Source organism: Rahnella sp. RFA10(1/100), from assembly GCF_004195115.1.
Classification (GTDB): domain Bacteria; phylum Pseudomonadota; class Gammaproteobacteria; order Enterobacterales; family Enterobacteriaceae; genus Rahnella; species Rahnella perminowiae.
The window spans coordinates 61,498-86,343 of record NZ_SEWR01000001.1; the positions used below are offsets into that span (position 1 = coordinate 61,498).

Genomic DNA, 24,846 nt, shown 5'->3' on the forward strand with positions numbered 1-24,846 from the left:
ACTAATCAATATGGATGCAAAAGGGCAGGTTAGTGCGAAAAAATGTCCTTCAAAACGAGATTTAACAATCGCAACGCTGACCGCGCAGCTGCCTTGCCAGCGGGTCTTGTTGGTAAAAACGGGTAAAATGGCCGTATACCAGCGGAAAACGTTCTGAAAGTAATTCTGGTGCACTGAAGAAATATTCGGATAGCACGGCAAAACATTCGGCAGCATCGGTCGCAGCATAGGCGTCCATGCTGGCAGCGTCTTCACCGACTGTATCGATTTCATCCTGCAGGTTTTGCATCGCGGCGTGTAAATCGTGCTCCCACGACACTACTTCACGCAGCGGAATAGGCGGAATACCACTGACTTCACCGCCGTTGCGCATATCCAGTTTATGCGCCGCTTCGTGGATGATCAGGTTAAAACCCGAGTTGTCGAATGAGTCCTCGATGTCCTGCCAGTTGAGGACAATCGGCCCCTGATCCCAGCTTTGTCCGGCGTGAATTTGTGAACCAGCATGTACCAGCCCGTTTTCATCCTGCCAGGGAGCATCAACCACAAAAGGGGAAGGGTAGAGCAGGATCTCGTGAAAACCGTCGAGCCAGGCGGCGCCCAGTTCCATGACAGGCAGCGCAAACAGCAGCGCGATACGCGCCTGCATCAGCTCCGTCAGGTCAACGCCTTGCAAAGGAACCAGCCGTTTTTGTTGCAACAACTGGCTGGCAACCTGAATCAGACGCAATTTTTCATCTTCGTTCAGGCAAGACAAAAGTGGGATATTCAGCGCATCGTTCCATACGTCTGATTTCTCAATTTTCAGTTCATTCGCTTTCCACGGCCACTTAATCATCATCTTGCTCGCAAAGTGATCAATCGGATTGTCAGCAGTGTTCTCCGCCAGAGTACTCCAATACAAGTAACTTCAACAAGTTAGCTTTGTCACAGGACTGAATCTGTATGGATGTTACACACCAGTGGATTTTTAGCAAAAAGCGCACGCATCTTATAAGACGTAGCTCACGTTATTAGTCTAGTCACAGAGTCACGAAAGTGCCCGCTGCCTGAAGAGGATAGCACCTGCCGCAGGCGGTCTGAGAATCAAAGCCATTTCCCGATAAAAATCTCCGGTGGTACGGGCTTGCCGAAAAAGTAGCCTTGCAGGAATTCCAGCTGGTAGGGCGCGAGATAATTCACCTGCGTCTGGGTTTCAATTCCTTCCGCCACGATGATCATTTGCAGGCGTTTAGCCAGATCAATCACATTATCGACGATATGTTCGGCCAGCGCATCGGTGCCAATCCGGCCGATGAAGCTCTGATCGATTTTCAGAATATCGATATGGAATTTTTGCAGGTACGCCAGACTGGAATGCCCGGTGCCAAAGTCATCCATTGCGATCAGTACGCCCATCTGGCGCAGCGTGCGAAACAGGCTGTAGGTGATTTCACCCGGTTCGATTAATTCACGCTCGGTCAGTTCGAGTACCAGATTGATCGGGTTCACCTTAAAAGCATCAATAAAAGCTTTGCAGTCTTCAGCCAGTGAGTGGTCTTTGAAATGACTGGCGCAGATATTGAAACCGAAATGGAAATTTTTAGGCAACTGTGCCGCCAGCGGGCCGAACTGCTCACGCACCTGTGCCATGATGAGGCGAGTCATGGGCACAATCAGGCCGCTCTCTTCAGCCAGCGGAATGAACTGATAAGGCGGGATCAGACCTGACTGCGGATGTTGCCAGCGCATCAGGACTTCAGCCCCCGTCACCTGATGGGTAGTGCCGTCCACGACGGGTTGCAAATACGCGATGAACTGTTTTTTCTCCAGCGCCTCTTTCAGGGCAGCTGTCGGGCCGCCCACGCGACCGAGCAGAATATAAGTCATGAACGCGATAAATAAGCTGAGCAGCGGAAATAGCACCAGACTGACGGTTGCGTAATCGAAGACATAACCCCAGTGATCACTTTGGCGGATCACTAAACGTATAGCGTAAGGATAGTGCTGAGAAGTCAGCTCCATGCGTTCGCCGGCCGGCCAGTCTTCACCGCGGTGAATGATGCCGTTACTGTCCATCCACTGGTCGCCAACCTGTAACGCCAGATAAGCATGGGTACTGAGCAATGACAGAATGTTATGCAGAAAATAGCCATCGACACCGACCAGCACACCGCTGCTGTTAACATTATGACGATAGGCAATAAGGGGGTGATTAGGCGTGACGCTGTTACCGCTCATCAGCATCAGTCTGCCACCCACGAATTTGTCGGTCGAGATAGTGTCAGAGCGCGGGCCAAACAGGGAAGTGCAGTAAATCGTATCCTGGTGATAAAGATTGACCGTACGGACATTGGGCACTTTCGCCACCTGCCAGCGCAGCGCTTGCAGAATCCTGGCATCACAGGGCATGCCAATCAGATTTTCAACGGCACTGGTTGCAATGGCGGCATTATCCAGCGTCATATCCACCAGCCTCACGGATTGTTGCAAATTTGCAGCGGTATCACGTCGTAATCCCTGAGATGTTTGCCATGAGATTGCCCATGTTCCGAGTGCAGCGACAACAACGAAGGCGAGCAGTGAAACGCATATCCGGACAGAGCGTCGGTTTAACCAATTTAAGGTCAAGGGTAACCACCAGTGAGAGCCTGAGAGCGACGATTCGCCCCGTCAATATAACCTATAACGGTGTTATTCACTGCCACAAGGCAAATAACAAGGCCAATCTGAGAGTGCTGATAATCTCATTTTTAATTCATATTATGAATAGTTATGGATTCAACTGTAATAAGTTTAAATCAAAACCGGCCCCCGGCGGCCAGGATGAGTATTTACCGGACATACCGTTACATTTTGCAAACGAAAGACTGAATCAGCCGGTCTTAAGTGGTTTTTCTGAAGGCGTAAATTTTGTAGCATAGTGTTTTACGCCGTCTGTTCAGTGAACGCCACCAGGACAACCCGATGCTTCCCCGTTTTAAAGTGCTCTTTTATGCGGCTGTTTTATCCTTTTCTTTCTCCGGCTCAATAATGGCGGCAGACGCTCCCGCTTACGGCCCGCAATTGCAGGGATTTGATTATCCGTTCCCGCTGAAGCAATTTTCCTTTAGTTCCCAGGGTGCACCGCTGCAAATGGGCTATCTAGACGTTGCCCCTGCCGGGCATAAAAACGGCCAGACTGTGGTGCTGATGCATGGCAAGAATTTCTGTGCCGCAACCTGGGGTGACACTATTTCGGCTCTGGTAAGTCATGGCTATCGGGTTATCGCGCCTGATCAGGTCGGGTTCTGTTCATCGACCAAGCCTTCCCATTACCAGTACAGTTTCCAGCAGTTGGCGACCAACACGCATGAGTTGTTGAAAAACCTTAAAATCAGCAAAGCCGTTATTGTCGGGCATTCGACTGGCGGCATGCTGGCGACACGTTACAGCCTGATGTATGCGCCGGAAGTGACGAAACTGGTGCTGGTGAACCCGATTGGTCTGGAAGACTGGAAAGCCAAAGGCGTTCCCTATCGTACGGTCGATCAGTGGTATGATCGCGAACTGAAAACCTCAGCGGACAGCATTAAACAGTACGAATTAAAAACGTATTACGTGAATAAATGGAAACCGGAATATGACCGCTGGGTCGATATGCTGGCAGGCCTGAATAACGGTCCGGGGCACAAGCTGGTAGCATGGAACTCAGCGCTGATTTACGACATGATTTTCACTCAGCCGGTCTTTTACGAATTCAAAAATCTCCGCGTACCCACCACCCTGATAATTGGCACGGCTGACACCACAGCCATTGGCAGCGATATTGCCCCGCCTGCGGTGAAAGCCAAAATCGGCCATTACAACGTGCTGGGCAAACAGGTTGCGAAGCTTATTCCGCACGCGAAACTGATCGAGTTTAAAGGCCTTGGACACGCACCGCAGATGGAAGAACCGGAAAAATTCAATGCGACGCTGCTGAAAACGCTGGCACGCTGACGGCCTGTATCTCTGACCCCTGTTCATAAAAAACCACAGCCATTACGGACTGTGGTTTTTTATGTCTGTGGTTTAGTGATTAACGCAGATTGTCCGGGAAGTTAGCCGGTAACTCGCTGGCCGGGCAGTCGATCACCGCGTTATTGTCGGCGCCGCAGTCGCGGACGAAAGTTATGGTCGCGAATTCATCAATGACTTCCGTCGGATAAGCCGGGCCGGCATCGCGATATGAATTCATCAGCGGAATATGTTCGTTCTGGAAGCAAACGGTTTTTTCCGGATTGTTCATGATCCAGCGTGGAAAGAAAATCGTGCCGTGGAACACGTTGTCACCCAGGTTGACTATCAGGCTGACATCGGTACCGGTCGGCTCTGTCCAGGAAATTTTGTACACATCAGAAGCCACACGCACGATATAAGCTTGCTGATCTTTCACCCAGCGGTTGCCAACCAGCCCGCTATGAATGCGGTAATCCAGCGTTCCGGCATTTTTCACATAGATTTCATAATTCCAGCCATTGTCATAGGTGTAAACCACGTGTTTGCCGATGAAATTGCTCAGGTCGTGTTTATCAAAGCTGCTCATAATAATTCTCCTTATTAGTGCGCCGTATGTCAGTGCTGTTTCGATAGAGAGTACACGCTAAAAAATTGATAAAAAAACGCTCTTTTCTGATAAAAAGCATCTAAAATTCCGATAAATTTCTCCGAAGGAAAAAGCATGGCACTTCCACGAACCACTCTTGAGCAGTGGGTGGTGTTGCAGACGGTCATTGAACAGGGGAGTTACGCGCAGGCAGCGCGGGTGCTGAACCGCAGCCAGTCTTCCGTCAGTTATGCGCTGAGCGGATTGCAGGAGCGGCTTGGCCTGCCGTTGCTGGAAATTCAGGGTCGTAAAGCGACCCTGACCGGGCAGGGACGGGCGTTGCTGACGCAGGCAATGCCGCTTATTTCAGCCTTTTTGCAGCTTGAGCACCGCGCTGCCGGGCTGAAAGGCGGAACACGCACCGAACTGAGCCTGGTGGTCGACAGCGTCTTTCCGAAATACCGGTTGTTTCGCGCGCTTAAAAGTTTTCAACAACAATTTCCCGATACCCGGGTGCACCTGACGGAAATTTTGCGCGGAGAAAGCCTGGAGCAATTAAACGAACGGTCTGCTGATTTATACATCACCACGCTGGCACCGGAAAATGCCATACAGGGACGCTTTCTGCTGGACGTGGATTTTGTCCCGGTGGCGAAAAACGATCATCCGCTGATGAGCCTCGCCGTTCCGCTGACCGCAGAGGACCTGGCACGCTTCCCGCTGATCAGCGTGGCCGACCGGCACTCGCCGCGTAATGAAAATGCACCATCCGGCACCCGTGCCAGCTGGACCTTCACTACTGTCGGGGCCGCGATGGAAGCGATTATGGTGGGCGTAGGATACGGCTGGCTGCCGCTGGAAAGTGTGGAGAAAACGCTGGAGAGCGGTTTGCTTCGCCGTCTTGAATTAACAACCAGAACGGTGCGGCAAACGGCACTGTATATGGTGATGGATAATCAATCTGAGCAGTTCGATAAAACGGTCAGCGCACTGGCAACAAGCATTCTGACAGAGTGCGGTTTGCTGCCATAACATTCTGGCAGCAAACCCTTTCAGCTGCGGGCGTGACTACTTCTGAGATGGGCGGCAGGCCGCCAGAATATCCAGTTGTGGGTCACGTTCTGAAGTCTGTACGTTCATCGCGCTCAGCACGGTGTGGAACAGGTTATCCTGCGAAACGTCTTTGTTCGCAGCATTGGATTTCAGGCATTGCATATCTATTCCCTGCGCTTTGACATAGCCATCAGACAGCCAGAATAGCATCGGCACATGGGTCTGTTGCGCCGGTGCCACGCTGTAAGGCGTACCGTGCAGATACAGGCCATTTTCACCCAAGGATTCACCATGGTCGGAAAGATAAATGACGGCCACATTGTACTTATCCTGATACTGCTTCGCTTTTTCAATCACCTGCGACACCATGTAATCCGTGTAAAGCAGCGTATTATCGTAGGTATTCACCAGTTGTTCTTGTGAACAGTTTTCAATGTCGCTGCGCGGGCAGTCAGGCATGAACTTGCGGAATTCCTGAGGATAGCGTTTGTAATATGTCGGGCCGTGGCTGCCGATCAGATGTAAGCTAATCAGCGTATTTTTGCCATCAGCCTTGATGTCATCATCAATATTCTGCATCAGTGCCATGTCGTAGCAGGTATCACCATCACAATATTTACCGTCTTTTTGGGTATTAATGGTGACATTCGGCACACGGTCGCAGACCCCTTTACAGCCTTCGTCATTGTCTTTCCAGAATACTGAAACGCCGGCCTTATGCAGAATATCCAGCAAACCTTCACTGTTACGGGCGCGGTTGGCGTCGTAACTGGTGCGTTTCATGTTTGAGAACATGCACGGCACAGAAATTGCCGTTGCCGTACCGCATGACGTCATCTTCGTAAAGTACACCACGTCCGGAATGGCTTGCGTGTACTGATTGGTTGGTTTGGCGTATCCCTCATACGACTGATTTTGCGCCCGTGCTGTTTCCCCGATCACCAGAAACACCAGATTGGGTTTTTGCCCCGGTTGTTGTACCAGTTTTGCATCATTACCAAGAGTCCGGAACGGCATTTTCGGTGTGAAGTAACGGTGATTCATGTACTGGAACGCACTGTAAAGATAGTTGGTCGGTACGATTTCCAGATTCAGAGTGCGGTTGTTACGGCCAACGGAAGCATAATCTTTGTAAAAAACGCCGGCAATGGAAGCAACGACCAGCAATGAAATCACCATTGACACCAGGCGTACTCCCAGACGGCGCAGCGGTGTTTTTTCATAGCTGACCGGTGTCAGGAAAAGCAAAATCGCGGGCAAAACGCCGGTGAAGACAAACCACAGCACCACTTTCAGATTCAGGTATGAAGATGCTTCAGCAGATTGCGTCTCGAGGATATTCTCGATCATGCCGCGATCGAAAACGACCTGGAAGGTCATCATCGCGAAACTGGCGAGGGCACTGACCGGGAGCACGATAATGAAGAATGGCTTAAGCAACGGGCGAAAACTGAAAGGGGTGAACACAAAGTTCAGTGCGGCAAACAGCGCGACCGGAATGCTCAGGGCGAAAGCCAGATTGTATGCGGGCAGTGCATTTAAGATGCGGTAAAAATGCAACAAAATAGGTAAGTTAACCACAAAGGTAAAATACAGGGTCAGCAATAAAGTCAGCGTAAAGTAGCTGATCTTCGGAAATATATAGCGCAATGAAAACTCCCAACAAAATGACGGTAGCAGGGTTAATGTGAGGGAAAGATAACGTACGGAAATGAATATTCATAAGAATATTCATCCAAGCTTAAGAAAGCCTTAATCTACCCGTCATAAATCCTTCATCCTGCAGCGTTTCTGAAAAAGTTCAGAAAATATATAAAATATAAGAGACCGCCTTTTCTTGCATGAAGCCTTATGCTCACCGGCGTAGCGATGTGGATGTTCAATGAAACACCCCTTGTTTAAACCTCTCTGAGCGCGTTTCCCTCCGCTCATTTTGTCTTTCCCTGATTATGCCTGACCGGTTTAATTCATCACTGACTGTCTGCGGGCTGTCAGAAGGATATTCGTGTTGATCTCATCTTCGGCCATCATTGCGGCCAGCAGCATTATTGAACCCGGTGTGATTATTGGGCCGCGAGTGGTTATCGGGCCTTTTTGTGTTATTTCAGCGGGTGTGCAAATTGGCGAAGGAACATGCATTTCTTCGCATGTCATCATCAACGGCAATACCAAAATCGGTAGGGATAATCAGATTGGCAGAGGCTCGTCCATTGGCGAAATCAGTCAGGATTTGAAATACGCCGGAGAACCTACCGGGCTGGAAATCGGCAATGGAAACCAGATTGGCTGCCATGCCACATTACATCGAGGCACTGTACAGGGCGGCGGTATGACCCGGATAGGGCATCTGAATATTTTTGAGCGGGGTGTCCATCTCGGCCATGACTGCCAGGTGGGAAATGCCACGTTCATTGGCGAACATAGTGCTCTGGCAGGGCATGTTTTATTAGGTAATGATGCGCGGATTGATGCCCTGAGCGCAGTGCATCAGTTTTGTATTATTGGTGCGGGAGCCCGTTTGCTTGCCAATACGTGTGTGGTGCAGGATGTGCCGCCGTTTGTGATGGCAGGCGGAAACCGCGCGGTACCTAAAGGGATAAACGAGCAGACAGCAGAATTTTGCCGGGCTGGCAGTACGCAGCAAAATATCATCCGCTATCTGTACGATTTGCTTTATCACCGGCAGGAAACGATTGAACGGGTAAAGTCAGAAATTGAGCGGCTCAGCACGGAATATCCGTTACTGTGCCACTTCAATGCTTTTTTCCTTCATTCAGCGCGCGGGATCATTCGTTAACGGGTTTACGGTAATCCTGCGGCTGAACAGAGGTGACGGGCTGTCAGGCTTCGAGTGCTAACAGGGCAAAGGTTGCCAGCCAGTGCTCGCCCATATAGGTGCTGTCGAGATGGTTCAGCGCGCTGTGCAGATGGGCTTCTGCCGTCTGACGTAGCAAGACCGCACGCGGATCACCCGCTGGCAGCGCAGAGGCCAGCGAACGCTGACACCAGGCACGGCTGAGATTCAGCCCGTCCAGATGGCCAATTTTACCGTCGCTGCGGTCAGTGACCGTGGCGGGTATAAACAGTGTCGCAGGCTGGCTGTGCGCCAGATCCGGTAAAAAACGGCCAAACCAGGTCACAAATGCTTCGGGCGGTAAAACGCGGCGCATCAGTTCAGCTTCCATCAGGGAAGGTGAAAGGAATTCATCACCGCCCGGTTCCCATGCCTGACAATGCACATCTTCAAGATGCCAGCGCAATGCCGTTTCTTCGATCAATTCTGCCAGTTTGTGATGCTTAACACAGCGGGCATAATCCAGTGTTAACGCCAGAGCAAAAGCTGTGTTGAAATGGCTGCCGACCCGCAGGGGATAGGTTGCCTTTGGCAGAAACGTGCTAAAACTCTTTTCGAAGAACCGGCTCATGGGCGCGAGCGTTTTCGCCCATTCCGCAGCCTGTGGCAGGGTCATTTCATGCAATTGCTGGCTCAGCGCCAGACACCACGCCCAGCCATACGGCCGTTCAAATCCGGCATGTTGCGTCTGTTGCAGATAGGCCATTTCACCGGCGACATTTTCTGCCGTGAAATGCCGGCCGGCCACCTCAATGATTTTTTCTGCTTCCGGCAGTTGTGGAAAACGATCCAGCAGTCGCAGCAATAACCAGTATCCGTGCACACAGGAATGCCAGTCATAGCTGCCGTAAAAGATCGGATGCAACTGGCGTGGCGTTTGCGCATCCGCTGCGCTGCTCATGGCATGCATGAGTTTATTCGGGTATTCGCGTGTTAAGTGATTCAGTGCCAGTGAAGCAAAACGGGATGCCATCTCTGCCGTCAGTACACTATGTTGTTGCGTCGTCATCGTCTTTCCTTATCAGAAACGGAACACAAAGAAATACATAAACGCGGTATTGACCAGCAACAGTAATACACCGGTTTTCCACTGCGCTTTAATCACGCCATTCTTATCCTGCAATTCCAGCAGCGCCGCGGGGACGATATTAAAATTGGCTGCCATCGGGGTCATCAGGGTGCCGCAGAAACCGGATAACATGCCGATCGCGCCCATAATCGCCGGATTTCCGCCCAGCTGGTTGACGATAAGTGGCAGCCCGATCCCCGCCGTCATGACCGGGAAGGCGGCAAAACCGTTTCCCATGATCATCGTGAAAAGCGCCATGCCGAAGGTATAGGCAATCACAATCGCCAGCGGTGAACCGAGCGGAATGATATTTTTGACCAGGTCCGACACCACGCCGCCGACTCCCGCCAGTGCAAACAGCGCGCCAAGAGCGGCCAGCATTTGTGGCAAAATAGCTGCCCAGCCAACGGTATCCATTGTCTGTCCCCCCGCTTTCACTGCTTTGACCGGCGAATCACGCAGCATAATCAGCGCCACGATGAAGGCCACCAGCGTGCCGATTACCAGCGAAATCAGCGTGACGTTTTTGGCTTCCACCAGCGGCGTGTATTTCAGCGTCAGGGTGCCAGCCAGGGTCACCAGGGGGATCAACAGGGCAGGAATAAACAGTTTATTGCCAAAACGTTTTGAGCCAGCTTCACGCTTTTCAACCTGATCAGGCTGTCCGCTTTCAGATTTGCCTTTCCCCAGTTTTCCGCTCCCGGCGATGATCGCCAGCAGAATCGCCATACAACCGGTAATGAAGTGTGGCAATTGCGCACCAAACAGGAAAGTTATGCCGTAAATCCCCCAGAACAGCGCATTGACATAACGGCGTGAGTGGCTTTTGTCGCGTACGTTGAAAAATGCATAAGCACAGAACATCAGTCCCGCAAGAATATAAACAGTCTGCAAGGTGATCATTTCGCCGCGCTCCCGTGTTGCACGTCAAAGCGCTTAGCCAGCGAACGGTCAAGTAACCACAGACGAATAAAATGGATAATCAGCGCAGCAATAGCCGTCGGGATCGCCCAGACAGACAGGTGCAACGGTTCAACGTTAATGCCGTACTGTTCCAGAAAGCCTTTAATCAGGAGGATAGATTGCACCGCAATGAAAATGTCCTCGCCGAAGAAAACGGCCACATTATCGGTTGCGGCGGCATGAGCCCGGATCTTCTGACGGATATCATTGGGCAAATCGCCGTATCTGGTGGTGGCTGCGGCTTCAGCCATCGGCGCGATCAGCGGGCGTACCATCTGCGCATGACCACCGAGCGAGTTAAGCCCCAGTGCGGCGGTCATCTGGCGCAGGAAAAAGTACAGCATCAGCACGCGACCGGTGGTGGCAGCATGTACTTTGGAAATTAAATGACGCGCCTGTTCTTTCAGGCCGCTGCGCTCGAGGATGGCAATCACCGGCAGTGTCAGCCATATCAACCCCATATAGCGATTATCGGTGAACGCTTTGCCAAATGCGCTGATGATATCAACGGTATGCATTCCGCCCGCCAGGCCGGTAGAAATACCGGCGACCGTCACCACCAGTAAAGAGTTAAACCGCAGTGCAAAACCCAGCACAACGATCGGAATACCTATTAATACCCACATATTTTGTCCCTCAATAATGACGTGTTTGCTTTATATTTTTAATGAACCTGAATAATGTTGATACACCTGTAATAACCGGGTGTTATTGCTTATGTTAAATACATATATATAAAAATATGAGACGGAAAGTAACAAGCAACAGCGGTGAATACAAGGCACAAAGGCGGGGCAGGTCATAGGAAATTATTCTAGAAAACTCAGGCTTAAGGGGCTGGCAAAATAAATAACTAACGTGTCAATTATGACTGGCGAATCTGACAAGAGGCGGGCGAAATAACAGAATAATTAACCCGGCCTGTTGACCGGATATAACAAAAAGAGAGGGTTCAGGCAGTTTTATTCGTTGTCTTCGTCGCCGTAATATTTGACGCCGAGTTTGATCAGCCCACGGCCTTGTGCTTTGCGGTGTAAGTTACTGTCGCGCAAGGAATAAACACAGCCGCAGTATTCCTGTTGGTAAAAGCGTTCGCGCTTGCTGATTTCAATCATGCGCGCCGATCCGCCTTTTTTACGCCAGTTATAATCCCAGTAAATCATGCCCGGGTAAGGTGCCGCGGCACGTTCGCCGCTGCCGGTGATTTGCTTCATGTCTTTCCAGCGGGAGATACCCAGACAACTGGTGATGGCGCTGAAACCATGTTCAAAGGCATATAATGCCGTGCGTTCAAAACGCATATCAAAACACATGGTGCAGCGCACACCACGCTCAGGTTCATTTTCCATTCCCTTTGCCCGCGCAAACCAGTTATCGGTGTCATAATCGGCATCGATAAAAGGAATGCCATGCAGTTCGGCAAAACGCATATTTTCTTCTTTACGTAGCAGATATTCTTTCTGCGGGTGAATATTAGGATTGTAGAAGAAAATCGTATAGTCGATCCCCGATGCCTGAATGGCTTCCATCACTTCGCCTGAGCAGGGCGCACAGCAGGAATGCAGTAATAATTTATCGTGTCCGGCAGGCAGGGCCAGTTTCTCGCGAATTACTTCAGACATATTATTCTCCAGACTCTCGGATTTTCTTTACGATCTTTTCAGGGGGAGATGATAGAAGAACCTCTCTGTCTGTCAAAATTTTCTTAACGGGTTAAGTTGTCAGAGGATTGTGCGCCGGACTTCAGTGCTATGATATGACCCGATCCGGGGGAAGCCCGGTACACAGAGATCTAAGGATACAGGCAATGCAAATTATGAGATCGAATCAAATTCGCTGGCTCAGTGTGGTGATTGTGACGGGCGGGTTGTTACTGATTCTTCCTCTTCATTTACTGGCATGTTTTATTGCCGGTTTTTTAGTGTTTGAACTCATCAATGCGCTTACTCCGTACTTTCAAAAAATTATCAGTGGCGAACGTGCACGTTGGCTAGTGGTGGCCATTATTGCGACCCTGGTTATCAGTTGTCTGACGCTGGCGATTGCGGGCATTGCCGATTTTCTGATGGAAGATATGCGTAATCCCGTGGCATTTAACGCCATGGTATCGCGTCTGCTGACAGACGCGCAAAGCCGCTTATCGCCCGTGTTACTGCATTATTTACCGGCGAATATTGAAGAGTTGCAGCGTAGTTTCCTGCTGTGGTTGCGTGAGCATATTGTGATGATTCAGGCCGTTGGCAAGAACGCCGCCCATGTTTTCCTGACCATGATTATCGGTATGATCCTCGGGGCGATTATCTCGCTTCAGCAGCCGCGTAAGGGGGAACTGCACGCGCCACTGAAAAAAGAGTTATTGCAACGGATGCATTTATTGGGCGAAGCCTTCCGTAACGTAGTCTTTGCGCAGTTCCAGATTTCCCTGATCAATACCGTACTGTCCGGCATTTTCCTGTTCGGTATTTTACCGTTGTTCGGCATTCATCTGCCGCTGGCGAAAACACTGGTTGTCGTGACATTCGTCTGCGGACTGCTGCCGGTTATCGGTAATCTGATTTCGAATACACTGATTTTCATTGTCGGCCTGTCGCTGTCATTGTGGGTCGGTGCGCTGGTGCTGGCATATCTGATTATCATTCATAAAGTGGAATACTTTCTTAATGCCCGTATTGTGGGCAGCCGTATCAAGGCGAAATCCTGGGAAGTTTTACTGGCGATGCTTATCTTCGAGGCGGCGTTCGGTATACCCGGCGTCGTCGCGGCGCCTATCTATTACGCTTACCTGAAAAGCGAACTGAAAGAAGCGGGTCTGATTTAATCCTTTCTGAAAGCATGGCGCTTTGCGGGCAGAGCGCCATTGTTTAGTCTCTGTACAATCCATGCTAAAAATCCTGAAAAAAACAGATTCAGGCAAGTAATGGCGAGGATCGTTATATCAGTGAGTCACCTTAAGCCGTCATAATTTTACGGTGCCTGCCTTTTCTGCGGGTATGCAGTATTCCGTAATCCAATCAGGAGATAAAAATGACGCTTAACGTTCGTGGTTTCGCTGCACTTTCAGCGGATGCGCCTCTTGCGCCTCATAATTTTGTTCGCCGTGACCCGCGTGATACCGACGTTGTGATCGACATTCTGTACTGCGGTGTTTGTCACTCCGACATCCACCAGGCGCGTAATGAATGGCATCAAAGCATTTATCCGATGGTTCCGGGGCATGAAATTATCGGACGCGTGAAACAGATTGGTGCGAAAGTCGCGGGTTTCAAAGTGGGCGATACCGTCGGTGTCGGTTGTATGGTCGATTCTTGTCAGCATTGTGAATCCTGTGCAGAAAGCCTGGAACAGTACTGTGAAGAAGGCGCTACCATGACTTATAACAGCCATGATCGTCATGACAACATGATGACCTATGGTGGTTATTCTGAACAAATTGTGGTTTCAGAAAAATTTGTTCTGCGCGTTTCTGAAAAGCTGGACATCAAATCTGCGGCACCGCTGCTGTGTGCGGGTATTACCACTTACTCTCCGCTGAAACACTGGAAAGTCGGTAAAGGTCACAAAGTGGCTGTGGTGGGGCTGGGCGGTCTGGGCCATATGGGTCTGAAGTTTGCCAAAGCACTGGGCGCAGACGTTACGCTGTTCACCCGTTCCAAAGGTAAAGAGCAGGAAGCTTACCGTCTGGGCGCTGACCACGTCGTGTTGTCAACCGATGAAGCGCAAATGGCGGCAGTTAAAAGCCACTTCGATTTCATTCTGGACACCGTACCTAACCCACATGATCTGAACCCGTACCTGGATACGCTTAAACGTGACGGCACCCATATCTTGGTCGGTCTGATCGAACCAATCGAACCTGCGCTGCACAGCGGCAAACTGATTATGGGGCGTAAAACGGTTGCCGGTTCCCTGATCGGTGGTATCGCTGAAACCCAGGAAATGCTGGATTTCTGTGCCGCCCATGATATTTCCTGTGATGTGGAAATGATCGACATGCAGGATATCAACGGCGCGTATGAACGTATGCTGAAAAGCGACGTGAAATACCGCTTTGTTGTTGATATGGCGTCACTGAAAAACGCCTGAAGGCCGTATTGAATCACATGGATTAAATAGCGACCTGATGCGCCTGCCCGGTTTATCACTCTTTGAGTGAAAGAACACGGCAGGGCGGGCGCATTGTGGCGAAATTTACTCTTTACACGTTTCTGTGACTTCTCGGCTTGAAAGCGCGGTGGTATCCTGCTGCCTTTCGCCGGGCGAAGGAAAACCAGTGGCTAAGAGTTTTGACGAACTCATCAGAGATATGGATCTGATGATTGAACATGTGGACAGGCTGAAAAACTTGCCCCCACGGGCTGCTCAACCAGCGGCCTCTGACAAACCTGCGTACGATTCTTTCGGTGAGATTTTCGCGCTGAAGGCTGTCATGCGGGCTTTCATCTCTTCAGTCGACACCATCGTAAAAGTGCAGATTGCGAAGAAAGTTGAGCAGGATATCGGCCATCTCGAGAATACCGTGCGGTCGATTGGCGGCGGCAGTGCGGACGCAGAAGACGTCGCGCAAATTACGGCGTATGTTCGCCACGCGGTATCTGAATTAATGGATTAATGCGTCGTTCCGCCAGCAGACCCGCCATTAAAAGCCGGTCACACAGTGTATTGCACCAATACTTTGTGTGACCGGCTTTTTTATGGGCTGTTTGTCCGTAGGCGCGGCAATGAAAAGCGTCTATTCTTGCCATAATTCCTTTTTGCCGGTGCCGGTTATGTCTCAGGATTATCGTTTTTTCGCGTCAGCCCGACGCCGTTGTTATGCCCTTTTATTTGAACACCGCACCCGCACTGGACGACGGATGGAAATATTTTGGATCCTGTTGTCACTGCTCAGCGTGCTGGTGTTGTTTATCGAATCCAGTGCACGTGACTTATTTCCGGCGACACCTGAGATCATCCCGTTGTTCGGCCTGGTCGAAATGGGGTTTACCGCGCTTTTTACGCTGGAATACGTTTTACGGGTGATCTGTTCGCCGCGCAAAACCCGCTATCCGGTGAGTTTTTTTGGCATTATTGATCTCTGCACCATTCTGCCCATGTACATCCTGTGGATGCTGCCTTCTTTTGCGGGGGCGGGGAATCTGGAGATCCTGATCCGCCTGCTGAGAATTTTACGTGTGCTGCGGGTGCTGAAGCTGCTGCGCTATATGAGCGACGCCGGGGTTTTATGGCGCAGCGTGATGCGCGCGAAACGTAAGCTCAGCATCTTCTTTGGGTTTGTCGCCATCATTCTTTGTCTTTTCGGCGGGCTGATGTTTGCAGTCGAAGGCGGCGGTGACGGATTCACCTCGCTGGGCGCATCTGTTTACTGGGCCGTGGTGACACTGACGACAGTCGGATACGGTGACATTACGCCGCATACCGCGCTGGGAAGAATGCTTGCGTCGGTGCTGATCCTGCTGGGGTACTCTATCATCGCCGTGCCGACCGGGATTTTAACGGCTTATATGTCACAAGAATTGGAAAAAGGGCGTGCTGCCCGTTCCTGTCAGACTTGTCTGCATTCCGGCCACGAAATTGATGCAAAATTTTGCGCGCACTGTGGAGCGGTTTTGGCAGCAGATAATTCACAACCCGTTGAAAAGTAGCCTGATAATTGTACGCCAATTGTACTGTCTGGTACAAAAAATGACTAATTTCACGCTTTACCGCCCCATTGCATTAAAAAGAGTTGCTATTAAGGGGCAGTCATGAGTAAATACATACCGGCCTGTGGTACAGACCTATTTATGCACGACATCCTGAGTAAAGTTGTTCCAATTTAAAGCGTTATCCATGATAACCCTGCTCTGACGAATTTCCTTCTTAGTGCCTCCATAAGTAACGACTGAAATCCGGCTATAACATGCCCATGGTGGCGAAATTTATTTTTAAAAGGTAATTCCTATGTCAATGATGAAAGGTCAGGTTAAGTGGTTTAACGAGTCTAAAGGCTTTGGCTTCATCACTCCTGCTGACGGCAGCAAAGATGTGTTCGTACACTTCTCCGCTATCCAGGATCAAGGTTTCAAGACCCTGGCTGAAGGCCAGAACGTACAGTTCACTATCGAGAACGGTGCTAAAGGTCCGTCTGCGGCTAACGTTACCGCTATCTAATCTTACTTTACCGCTGTTTCAGCGATAAAAGTACAGATGACAAAAACCCGCATGCGCGGGTTTTTTTACGCCTGTTGTTTGCCCATTCACTCTTTGCTGATAGGTCTTTTGTCATTTTCGCGAGCGTCTGCTGTCTTAACCGGCGGTCACTGGCTAAAAGATAAAAAAAAGCCCGCACAGAGGCGGGCAAAATATTTCTTATGACATTCATTCTGCACTCCCTCGGGGGTGAGCACGCAGCCAGTATAGAAGAAATGAAACTCAGGATTCTTGCCCGAATTCGTTAAGAAAGTGCAAATGATTTCCACCGGGTTATTTTACCGTTTCGCATCATCTTTCCTGTCAGGCATGCCTTTGTGCGATGGTCTGTACTACAATAATCATAATTGAAAACCATGGGATAACCTGATGAAAGTTAATGATCTTGTGACAGTAAAAACTGACGGCGGACCGCGCCGTGAAGGTAAGGTATTAGCCGTAGAAGAGTTTTATGAAGGCGTCATGTATCTGGTTTCGCTGGAAGATTATCCGGCAGGTATCTGGTTCTTCAATGAAGGCGATACTAAAGATGGCACATTCGTTGAACCCCGCGAAGGTTCTGAATAATATTTATGCGATGTCTGTCGTGAATAAAAAAAACCGGGGCAAGATTTTTGCCGCCGGTTTTTTTTACTTATTGCCTGCCGGTAATGACGCTGAGGCCGCTATCAGAACGTTTCCCAGTTCGGTTCATCGTTTCCCCCTTTAGGCGAACGGGAAGCCTGGCCGGGCAGGGAGCGGGATGATGCAGGGGGTTGTGGTTGCGCACTGCGGATGCTGCCATCGAGACGGAACACTGCCACAGCCTGTGTCAGGCGGGCGGCTTGCTCTTCAAGTGACGCGGCGGCGGCAGATGCTTCCTGCACCAGCGAGGCGTTTTGCTGCGTGACACCATCCATTTCTGACACTGCCTGGCTGACCTGACTGATCCCGCGACTTTGTTCATCCGATGCGGAAGCGATTTCGCCCATAATGTCCGTCACATGGCTGACAGCGGTAACAATTTCTGACATTGTGTCTCCCGCGTCACCCACCAGAATGCTGCCTTCACCAACGTAATCGACAGATTCTTCAATCAGTGCTTCAATTTCTTTCGCTGCCTGTGCGCTTCGTTGCGCCAGATTGCGCACTTCGCTGGCCACCACCGCAAATCCACGTCCCTGCTCACCGGCGCGTGCTGCTTCCACAGCAGCATTGAGTGCCAGAATGTTTGTCTGAAAAGCGATACTGTTGATCACATTAGTGATTTCGGCGATTTTGGTCGAACTCCGGGAAATCTTATCCATGGTACTGACCACGTCCGCCACAATATTCCCGCCTTTTTGCGCTTTGTTTGAAGCGTCTGCAGCCAGTTTACTGGCGTGATGGGCATTTTCGGAGTTCTGTTTCACCGTAGCCGTTAGCTGTTCCATACTGGCAGCCGTTTCTTCCAGTGCCGCGGCCTGTTGTTCGGTCCGCGAAGACAAATCGGTATTACCTGAAGCAATTTCCGTCGAGCCCTGATAAATAGACACCGCGCCTTCACGAACAGTCAGAACCGTTGATGCCAGCGAGCGTTGCATTTGATCCACATTATTACTCAGTACGCCGATTTCATTGCGGCCCTGCACTTGTGCGGGTTGCGTCAGGTCTCCCTCAGCAATTTTCTGAATGCGCATCACCAGTCTGTTCAGCGGATGAATAATGACTTTACGCATCACCAGGTAAGTGATGAAGGTCAGCACCAGTGCCAGCAGGAAACCGCCACCCATCAGGGTATAACCGAGCACGGCATTATGCTGCGCTTTATCATTGATGGCATTAGCCGTTTCGGTACGATAAGCAATTGCCGCCAGCAGAGGGATATTATTGGCGAGATCCAGACTACGTACCGTTTCTGCTTCCTGAGAAATGACTTCCTCGAAATGTGCCTGTCTGGCCGATTCTAGCATCGGTGCCATGCCTTTGGTCAGATAATCGTCATAGGCTTTTTTCAGCGGTTCATCAATTTCCCGATCTTTATCGGTTTTATTCGGCCGGTTGATATAAGCCTCAAACGAAGTTTGTGACTGTTTAATTCGGCTGGCAGCGTCTTTCAGGTTTTGGTTAAACACATCCTGGTCACCAATACGCGCCGCTGCGGCGGCCTGAATCAGCAACAAACGTGCGGTACGCAGATGGTTTGAACTGTTGGAAAGAGCCAGACGGATTTGCAGCTCCTGGGTAGCATTTGCCAGCGCGGCATTACTTTGCTTTAGAAAGAAACCGGAGGTGCCGACGGCAACAGCAAAAAGGAAAAGTATCCCGGTAAGAATCAGGCTAATCAGGGTGATAAGGCGAATATTGCTGATAAAAGAGGTTCTGGTCGTTGAAAATGTAGGAGTATCCATTTTATTTTGTTCCGCTCAATTGATCCTGTATACCGCCTGTTCCGGGCGGTCAGTGACAGCGATAAAGGCATTGCCAGCGGGCAAGTCCGGCCGTGACGAAAAAGACGCCATAAGGAGTCATCGGCATTCCGGCGGAGGGATTCAGTTTATATTTGTGGCGGAGATCTCATTTTCAGAGATTAACGAAGATTTCTACAGGCTGCGCCGTTGCGTAACCTGTAGCCGAAAGAGAAGAGAGGTGATTAATTCACATAAATACCATTGGTGAGCTGATCACATAAACGAACGACGTGATAAATAATATGTTTATTCGGTGATTTTATTTTCCTTTTAATATTTCCCTTATAGGAAGACACCGTTTTGGTTTTAATTTGTAACTTGTCGGATATTTCAATGGTGCCGTTACCGGACATCCACATTCTGAGCATCGCTGATTCAGAACGACTGAGCATCACAGGCCGGGTATCGAGCATTCCACTGCCGGCGGGATCCTTCGCCTGAGGTAATAACGGATGATTTATTAATTGCTTCAGTGTGTCGGCTTTAATGGATTTGGAGGTAATAATCACGTTTTTACGAACAAAAATATACTCTTCGAAATGAATACGTGTACGGGACATAAAAATAAAAAACAGCGTATCAGGGGAGCCGGTGATCAGTTCTCCGAGACGTTCTTTATTACCTGAATGAGGTGATATGCAATCCTCGTTAATAAAAACAATCGAAGGATTCAGTTTGTTGCAACCATTAAGAAACTGCTCAAAATGGCTGACGTAACTGACATCTTGTTCACTGGTGAGAAATTGTTGCAATCCGAGACGCGTATACCGGCATGGATCCAAGATTATCGTATGCATAGTAAGTCCTCATAGGACGTCCCTGTTCTGCATAATGATTGGATTTTTTAGTGTCAGCACAGCAGGCACAAACTGCGTGCTGACTCTACTTTTTGCATGAAAATCGGACAGTTGGAAGTGATTTTTTTACCCCTTAAGGGGCAGGGAAGGATTTGATAAATTTGCTTTATGTCACAATTAAATTTGTAACTGTACAAAAAGTGGTCCGCATTAAGACTATTCTTAATGGATGTAATGACATAGAAAAAAAACTAATTGATTAGGATGTTACGGTAACACGCCGGTACCTCTGTCAATACAATGAAGACCCTGCTTATGCTTAAAAACAATTCACGAATGAAAAAGGGCAGAAAAGCAGACGCAGTGCGTAAACACTGCGTCCCGGTCATCACCAGTAGGATTGCCAGCACTGCGTCACACGGGTCAGGGCTTCGACATAAAAGTAGTCACCCCAGCTGCAACACTCATCAACACCTTTACCGCTGGCCATATGATAGACAGAATGCTTAAGTAAACCGTCACAATCTTCGTCCTCACGGGTAAGATAATTCTCGGTCAGTGAATCCATAATGCGCAGCGCCATTTCTTCATAGCACACCCGTTTGTCATCGGTGGCTGGCAGCGTGGTCGCAAGCGTCAGCAGACCGCAGACCCCAATCGCCGCAGCCGAACTGTCGCGAACGGCATCGGTGCCGAGCAACGCCAAATCCCAGTGGCAGACATCGTCTTCCGGTAAGCGGTTAAGGAAATAATGTGCCAGACGCCGTGACAGCTCCACCTGATCTTCATCGCCGGTATAACGATAACTGAGCAAAAAGCCGTAGATACCCCAGGCCTGGCCGCGCGACCAGCATGAGTCATCGGCATATCCCTGATGCGTATTACCAAAACGCGGTTCGCCGGTCACAGTATCCATGTAATACGTGTGATAGGTGGAGGCGTCCGGGCGCACAATATATTTCGCCGCCTGTTCTGCATGCGCGCGGGCAGCATCGGCGAAGCGCGGTTCACCGGTTTGTTCACTCGCCCAGTACAACAAGGGCAAATTCATATTGCAGTCGATAATCATGCGGCCGGCCTGTTCCGGGTCATGCAAATCGCCCCACGCCTGTATGATTTTCGCCCGGCTATTAAAACGTTCCATCAGGGCTTCTGCTGCCAGCAGTGCAAAACCACGAGCCTGCTGGTTGCCGGTCAGTTTGTAGGCGCTGACGCACGAGAGGCTGTAGAGAAAACCGAGGTCATGCGTCGCGGTATCAATGCGGTTGGCGATACGGTTACCAAACGATGTCACTTGTTTTTCTGCTGCCAGACGGTAACGGTCATCGCCGGTCATTTCCCACGCCAGCCAGAGCTGGCCGGTCCAGAAACTGGTGGTCCATTCCACATTCTCTGTCAGCGGGTAATGGCCGTTTTCGCAGGTTTCTGCCGGGAATTTATCGCCGAACTTTTCCAGATTACGGGAAATTTTGCTGAGTACCGTCTGGCGCGCCCGTTGCATCTTTTGTGCAAAAGCGATTTTATCCAGCTGATTCAGTTCCACGGGTAGCAACTTCTCTTTCGCGATGGTGATCGTCATACTTTCTCCCTTTCCATTCCAATTGTTTCAACTTCAACCTGCACCGCAGGCACGGGGGTGCCTGAGCGCAGGCTGTGACAGGCGGATAATGTGAAGGCGGAAATCAACGTAAAGCACAGCGCGATACCGCCCATAATCAGATAAGTGTGTTCAAAACCAATACGGTCGTAGAAGTAACCGGCAGGCGGGGCGACCACAATGGAGCCGACGTATATCATGGCCTGATAACCCAACAGATACATGGTGGCGTTGACGCGTTTGCTGAAATGCTCGGCGATGTACTTGAACACTGACACCAGCAGCAACGCGATTTCCAGCCCGTAGAACGGTTTGATAATTGAAATCAGCAGCGGGTCGTGGGTCAGCCCGGAGGCAATCAGGCGTAATCCCACCAGTGCGCCGACCAGCAGCAGGCTCTTCTTGGCACCGAAGTAGTTCACCAGGAAAGGGATAACCATCATCATCAGAAATTCGAGACCGGACTGCACCGTGCTCAGATAGCCGTACCAGGCGTTGCCTTGCTCTTTGGTATCGAAGAAGGTGACGAAATAGCGTGAGAATTGTTGTTCGGCGACAAACATCATCCACGCGACACCAGCGACATACAGCGAGAACATCCAGAACTTGCGGTTTTTGAGCAGTAAAATCACATCGCTGAACACGATCTTTTGCTGTGAAATGACGTCGTTATTTTTAAGTTCTTCATCACCAATTTTCAGTGAAAGCAGCACCATCAGCATGACCAGCGAGGTCGCGCTGCTCAGGCCAAAGTTCCAGGCAGGGGAGAGGTTAAACAGCACGCCGGAAAACGACGCGGCCAGCGCCCAGCCCAGTGACCCCCACATGCGAACCTGGCCAAATTCCATATGATACAAGCGACTGAAACGGTCAGCATACGATTCGGATGCTGCCACACCGGCGTACCAGCCGAGGCTCAGATACAGCGCACCGACGATAATCCCGACCATCAGGTGGCTGTTCAGCAGTGGCTGGTAAACGAAAATAAAGAACGGTGCCATCAGGGCGGAAACCAGCACCACAAAATACAGCAGAGATTTGCTCATGCCGATTTTGTCCATGATATAGCCGTAAACCGGCTTCATGACCACCGCGAAAACGCCGTTAATGGCAAACACGGTGCCGATACTGACACTGTCGAGCCCGGCTTTTTGCCCCAGCCATAAGGCATATAGCCCGAAGCTCGAAGACCAGGTGAAGAAATACAGGAATATAAAGCTGCTCATTTTGTAATAAGCCGTTTTACTGGCTGTTTTTATGGCTTTCATCGTGACTCCTGAAACGGCTATTGCGGTTAAGCTAAAATGATTTGTCCGTTATGACCCGGATATTGCCAACGTAGCTGCTGCCCTTCGCGGGAGACTTCAGGTAAAGGGAGGCTGCGGATATCCGTGCTGGCCGAGGCCGACACGGCAGTGATCAGCCAGTGAGATCCCACCGGCAGGGCATTTTTCAATACGGGTATGGCGGCGGTTTCGGCGAACATAATGCTGCTATTGGGCGGGGTGATAACGGTGGACGCTTCGCGCGACGTATTATCTTCCAGCGCGACAATCCGGCTGATGCCGTTACCGGCTGTGACTGTCACCGCCTGTTTTTCTGCCGGATGCAGTATTTGCGTTGAAGGTGTCTGCATCACTGCAAAACCGCCTTCGGCCGTCTCCAGCGGACGCTGATTCTCAATGTGATGGACCCGCAAATGCCAGTCACCGCAGGGGATCAGCCAGGTGCGTACTGCTACGTCGTGCCACGGCAGCCAGCGGGAATAAATCATCCCGACGGTGATGCGGGTGTCGGCACAGTCGCGGCGTCCGCGATAATAGCCGTCGCCCTCAGAGAACATCAGCATCGAATCGCAACCGGCATGATTCAGACCGTACCGGCCGCGGTCCAGGGTGAATCCGAACTGACTGGAATAGGCGAATTTGGTGTATTTGGCTTCGGTATTCACAAAATTATTCAGCTCAAGCTGACCGGACGTGAGCATCACAACATGCTGACCTCCGGCATCGCGGGTCAGGATCTGACTGGCATGAGGAATGCAATGAGTGTCGGGCAGTGCCGGAAGGGGCGCTTCTTCTGCCGCCCAGAAGGCATCGTCCGGCGGCAGTGCCAGCACCAGGAACAGTTTGCATGCCCAGTAAGGTGAGCCCGGTGCGTTATAGTCTTCCGCCATCACCAGGTTCGGTGTGTGATAACCGATACTGAGCACGCCGTCGCGGTCGAAAATCGGCTCTTTCAGCCAGTGACGCAGATGGCGCAAAATCAGCCCCTTGATGATGCCCGGAGTGAACACGTCCAGTTGGCTGTACGCTGCCGCACTCCAGAACGCTGCTTCGGCAAAACGGTAGGTCAGGCTGCGTCCGAAAGGCACCGCTGCGCCACCCGCGGAAAACATCGTAATGAAATCCTGTGCGAAACGTTGTGCCCGTTCACGCAGCATGGCTGCACGTGATGCATCCACATCAGCCATATTCTGAGCGTACAGCAGGCCGTAATAATGAAACGCCATCGAAATGTAGTAATCACGCGGCCTGCCGGGACCGTCGGAGTACCAGCCATCGCCCAGATAATAATCTTCCATCAGCGCAAAACGGGCTGCCACGGCTTCCTGATCCCAGGGTAATCCGGATGTTTTAAAGCCCATCTGCACCATAACCGGGAAGAAATTCCAGTTGTTATTCGGGATGGTGGCATCACGCCCCTGATTCAGCCAGTCCGCCAGATTTTGTTGTTCCTGAACGCTGAAATGCTGCAACAGTTTTGTGTCAAGCAGCGTCAGCCCGACACCAAACGCCGCCATTTCCACACAGCGCTGATCAAAATCGCGGATATCTCCCCAGTATTGCGGATGCTGCGGATCAGTGCCGAAACGAATGGCATCCAGATAAAAAGATAAATCCTCACATTCACCCCCACCGGCCAGGAGCGGGAAAATGCCCCACAACATGCGCGACAGTGCTTCCATTTCGGCAATTTTTTTTCCGTAATGGGTGGTGGAATTTCCGAGGTTGATTCCGCTTTTGCCTTCTTCCGTATAAGGCGACACCGCCGAGAGCAACTCTTTCAGCAAATGCTGCACATCATCGCGGGTCTGTAACGGATTATTAATGTTCACTTTTTTCAGCGTCATAAAAATTCTCCCGGTGACGTAAGGGAAGCAAAAAATAAGGGTTTATTAATTTGAAATATTATTTCAATTCTCTGTGCTGCGAGTGAAATATAGAGAAATGAAAAACACTGATTGTTACGTGCTTCACAAAATGAGGTGATTTTTGAAATTGTGATTATTAAATCGCGACTAAAAGGGCTTAAATTATAAAAAACTGACTGAAAATTGTGTTTTGTT

At 50.4% G+C, this 24,846-nt stretch carries 22 protein-coding genes; 9 read left to right on the forward strand and 13 right to left on the reverse strand.

Annotated features, from left to right (window positions below; translation table 11 throughout):
• Positions 1 to 61: 61 nt before the first annotated feature.
• Positions 62 to 838, reverse strand: a complete 777-nt coding sequence (gene mtfA, locus ETV65_RS00285) for a DgsA anti-repressor MtfA (protein WP_129952102.1) — start codon at positions 836 to 838, stop codon at positions 62 to 64.
• Between the two features lie 248 nt (positions 839 to 1,086).
• The gene (locus ETV65_RS00290) at positions 1,087 to 2,610 is read right to left on the reverse strand and encodes an EAL domain-containing protein (RefSeq protein ID WP_129951023.1); all 1,524 of its coding nucleotides are present in this window, start codon (positions 2,608 to 2,610) and stop codon (positions 1,087 to 1,089) included.
• A 336-nt stretch (positions 2,611 to 2,946) separates the two neighbouring features.
• Between ETV65_RS00290 and ETV65_RS00295 the strand changes: the two genes are divergently transcribed.
• Positions 2,947 to 3,960, forward strand: a complete 1,014-nt coding sequence (locus tag ETV65_RS00295; RefSeq protein WP_129951024.1) for an alpha/beta hydrolase — start codon at positions 2,947 to 2,949, stop codon at positions 3,958 to 3,960.
• A 79-nt stretch (positions 3,961 to 4,039) separates the two neighbouring features.
• On the opposite strand, the gene ETV65_RS00300 is transcribed toward ETV65_RS00295, so the two are convergent.
• Positions 4,040 to 4,549: a phenolic acid decarboxylase gene (locus ETV65_RS00300; protein ID WP_165383702.1), complete on the reverse strand. Its 510-nt coding sequence runs from the start codon at positions 4,547 to 4,549 to the stop codon at positions 4,040 to 4,042.
• A 132-nt stretch (positions 4,550 to 4,681) separates the two neighbouring features.
• Here ETV65_RS00300 and ETV65_RS00305 point away from each other — a divergent pair, with 132 nt between their 5' ends.
• The gene (locus ETV65_RS00305) at positions 4,682 to 5,578 is read left to right on the forward strand and encodes a LysR family transcriptional regulator (protein ID WP_129951026.1); all 897 of its coding nucleotides are present in this window, start codon (positions 4,682 to 4,684) and stop codon (positions 5,576 to 5,578) included.
• Positions 5,579 to 5,614: 36 nt separating this feature from the next.
• Here the strand turns inward: ETV65_RS00305 and ETV65_RS00310 are convergent, their stop codons facing one another.
• Complete coding sequence (locus ETV65_RS00310; RefSeq protein WP_129951027.1) at positions 5,615 to 7,249, reverse strand: phosphoethanolamine--lipid A transferase; 1,635 nt, start codon at positions 7,247 to 7,249, stop codon at positions 5,615 to 5,617.
• A 358-nt stretch (positions 7,250 to 7,607) separates the two neighbouring features.
• On the opposite strand from ETV65_RS00310, the gene lpxA reads away from it, so the two are divergent.
• A complete protein-coding gene (lpxA, locus tag ETV65_RS00315) occupies positions 7,608 to 8,396 on the forward strand; it encodes an acyl-ACP--UDP-N-acetylglucosamine O-acyltransferase (protein WP_238485999.1) in 789 nt (262 codons plus the stop codon).
• A 43-nt stretch (positions 8,397 to 8,439) separates the two neighbouring features.
• On the opposite strand, the gene ETV65_RS00320 is transcribed toward lpxA, so the two are convergent.
• The 4 genes from ETV65_RS00320 to ETV65_RS00335 form a co-directional block, all read right to left on the reverse strand.
• Entirely contained in the window at positions 8,440 to 9,462 is a 1,023-nt protein-coding gene (locus tag ETV65_RS00320) for a DUF2891 domain-containing protein (RefSeq protein ID WP_129951029.1), read from the reverse strand.
• A 12-nt stretch (positions 9,463 to 9,474) separates the two neighbouring features.
• Positions 9,475 to 10,425, reverse strand: coding sequence for a DUF979 domain-containing protein (locus ETV65_RS00325; protein ID WP_129951030.1), 951 nt, complete (start codon positions 10,423 to 10,425; stop codon positions 9,475 to 9,477).
• On the reverse strand, positions 10,422 to 11,111 hold the full coding sequence (locus ETV65_RS00330) for a DUF969 domain-containing protein (RefSeq protein ID WP_129951031.1): 690 nt from the start codon (positions 11,109 to 11,111) through the stop codon (positions 10,422 to 10,424). The genes ETV65_RS00325 and ETV65_RS00330 overlap by 4 nt, the downstream gene beginning before the upstream one ends.
• Positions 11,112 to 11,447: 336 nt before the next feature.
• On the reverse strand, positions 11,448 to 12,107 hold the full coding sequence (locus ETV65_RS00335; RefSeq protein WP_129951032.1) for an epoxyqueuosine reductase QueH: 660 nt from the start codon (positions 12,105 to 12,107) through the stop codon (positions 11,448 to 11,450).
• Between the two features lie 185 nt (positions 12,108 to 12,292).
• Between ETV65_RS00335 and ETV65_RS00340 the strand changes: the two genes are divergently transcribed.
• The 6 genes from ETV65_RS00340 to dsrB all read left to right on the forward strand — a co-directional run bounded on the left by ETV65_RS00340 (position 12,293) and on the right by dsrB (position 17,241).
• Complete coding sequence (locus ETV65_RS00340) at positions 12,293 to 13,303, forward strand: AI-2E family transporter (RefSeq protein ID WP_129951033.1); 1,011 nt, start codon at positions 12,293 to 12,295, stop codon at positions 13,301 to 13,303.
• A gap of 206 nt (positions 13,304 to 13,509) precedes the next feature.
• Complete coding sequence (locus tag ETV65_RS00345; protein ID WP_129951034.1) at positions 13,510 to 14,568, forward strand: NAD(P)-dependent alcohol dehydrogenase; 1,059 nt, start codon at positions 13,510 to 13,512, stop codon at positions 14,566 to 14,568.
• A gap of 187 nt (positions 14,569 to 14,755) precedes the next feature.
• Positions 14,756 to 15,094 carry a hypothetical protein gene (locus ETV65_RS00350; protein ID WP_129951035.1) on the forward strand — a complete coding sequence of 113 codons (339 nt, stop codon included), beginning with the start codon at positions 14,756 to 14,758 and terminating at the stop codon, positions 15,092 to 15,094.
• A gap of 109 nt (positions 15,095 to 15,203) precedes the next feature.
• A complete protein-coding gene (locus tag ETV65_RS00355) occupies positions 15,204 to 16,127 on the forward strand; it encodes a potassium channel family protein (protein WP_129951036.1) in 924 nt (307 codons plus the stop codon).
• A 298-nt stretch (positions 16,128 to 16,425) separates the two neighbouring features.
• Positions 16,426 to 16,635, forward strand: a complete 210-nt coding sequence (gene cspE / locus ETV65_RS00360; RefSeq protein WP_013575246.1) for a transcription antiterminator/RNA stability regulator CspE — start codon at positions 16,426 to 16,428, stop codon at positions 16,633 to 16,635.
• 408 nt (positions 16,636 to 17,043) lie between these two features.
• On the forward strand, positions 17,044 to 17,241 hold the full coding sequence (gene dsrB / locus ETV65_RS00365; RefSeq protein WP_015697634.1) for a protein DsrB: 198 nt from the start codon (positions 17,044 to 17,046) through the stop codon (positions 17,239 to 17,241).
• A gap of 101 nt (positions 17,242 to 17,342) precedes the next feature.
• On the opposite strand, the gene ETV65_RS00370 is transcribed toward dsrB, so the two are convergent.
• From ETV65_RS00370 to ETV65_RS00390, 5 genes are all read right to left on the reverse strand, one after another.
• Complete coding sequence (locus tag ETV65_RS00370; RefSeq protein WP_129951037.1) at positions 17,343 to 19,043, reverse strand: methyl-accepting chemotaxis protein; 1,701 nt, start codon at positions 19,041 to 19,043, stop codon at positions 17,343 to 17,345.
• 242 nt (positions 19,044 to 19,285) lie between these two features.
• Positions 19,286 to 19,900 (reverse strand): transcriptional regulator RcsA, encoded by a 615-nt coding sequence (rcsA, locus tag ETV65_RS00375; protein WP_129951038.1) that lies wholly within the window; start codon positions 19,898 to 19,900, stop codon positions 19,286 to 19,288.
• Positions 19,901 to 20,288: 388 nt separating this feature from the next.
• Entirely contained in the window at positions 20,289 to 21,479 is a 1,191-nt protein-coding gene (locus ETV65_RS00380) for a glycoside hydrolase family 88 protein (protein WP_129951039.1), read from the reverse strand.
• On the reverse strand, positions 21,476 to 22,765 hold the full coding sequence (locus ETV65_RS00385; protein ID WP_129951040.1) for an oligosaccharide MFS transporter: 1,290 nt from the start codon (positions 22,763 to 22,765) through the stop codon (positions 21,476 to 21,478). The genes ETV65_RS00380 and ETV65_RS00385 overlap by 4 nt, the downstream gene beginning before the upstream one ends.
• Before the next feature lie 26 nt (positions 22,766 to 22,791).
• Positions 22,792 to 24,630: a DUF2264 domain-containing protein gene (locus ETV65_RS00390; protein ID WP_129951041.1), complete on the reverse strand. Its 1,839-nt coding sequence runs from the start codon at positions 24,628 to 24,630 to the stop codon at positions 22,792 to 22,794.
• Between the last annotated feature and the right edge of the window lie 216 nt (positions 24,631 to 24,846).

Bases quoted from the DNA above. Each gene is read 5' to 3' on its own strand.
- ETV65_RS00320 (WP_129951029.1), bottom strand. From the start codon at position 9,462: ATGACGACGCAACAACATAGTGTACTGACGGCAGAGATGGCATCCCGT.
- dsrB (WP_015697634.1), top strand. From the start codon at position 17,044: ATGAAAGTTAATGATCTTGTGACAGTAAAAACTGACGGCGGACCGCGC.
- ETV65_RS00390 (WP_129951041.1), bottom strand. From the start codon at position 24,630: ATGACGCTGAAAAAAGTGAACATTAATAATCCGTTACAGACCCGCGAT.
- rcsA (WP_129951038.1), bottom strand. From the start codon at position 19,900: ATGCATACGATAATCTTGGATCCATGCCGGTATACGCGTCTCGGATTG.
- ETV65_RS00370 (WP_129951037.1), bottom strand. From the start codon at position 19,043: ATGGATACTCCTACATTTTCAACGACCAGAACCTCTTTTATCAGCAAT.
- cspE (WP_013575246.1), top strand. From the start codon at position 16,426: ATGTCAATGATGAAAGGTCAGGTTAAGTGGTTTAACGAGTCTAAAGGC.
- ETV65_RS00385 (WP_129951040.1), bottom strand. From the start codon at position 22,765: ATGAAAGCCATAAAAACAGCCAGTAAAACGGCTTATTACAAAATGAGC.
- ETV65_RS00295 (WP_129951024.1), top strand. From the start codon at position 2,947: ATGCTTCCCCGTTTTAAAGTGCTCTTTTATGCGGCTGTTTTATCCTTT.
- ETV65_RS00340 (WP_129951033.1), top strand. From the start codon at position 12,293: ATGCAAATTATGAGATCGAATCAAATTCGCTGGCTCAGTGTGGTGATT.
- ETV65_RS00325 (WP_129951030.1), bottom strand. From the start codon at position 10,425: ATGATCACCTTGCAGACTGTTTATATTCTTGCGGGACTGATGTTCTGT.
- ETV65_RS00335 (WP_129951032.1), bottom strand. From the start codon at position 12,107: ATGTCTGAAGTAATTCGCGAGAAACTGGCCCTGCCTGCCGGACACGAT.
- ETV65_RS00330 (WP_129951031.1), bottom strand. From the start codon at position 11,111: ATGTGGGTATTAATAGGTATTCCGATCGTTGTGCTGGGTTTTGCACTG.
- ETV65_RS00380 (WP_129951039.1), bottom strand. From the start codon at position 21,479: ATGACGATCACCATCGCGAAAGAGAAGTTGCTACCCGTGGAACTGAAT.
- ETV65_RS00345 (WP_129951034.1), top strand. From the start codon at position 13,510: ATGACGCTTAACGTTCGTGGTTTCGCTGCACTTTCAGCGGATGCGCCT.
- ETV65_RS00305 (WP_129951026.1), top strand. From the start codon at position 4,682: ATGGCACTTCCACGAACCACTCTTGAGCAGTGGGTGGTGTTGCAGACG.
- ETV65_RS00355 (WP_129951036.1), top strand. From the start codon at position 15,204: ATGAAAAGCGTCTATTCTTGCCATAATTCCTTTTTGCCGGTGCCGGTT.
- mtfA (WP_129952102.1), bottom strand. From the start codon at position 838: ATGATTAAGTGGCCGTGGAAAGCGAATGAACTGAAAATTGAGAAATCA.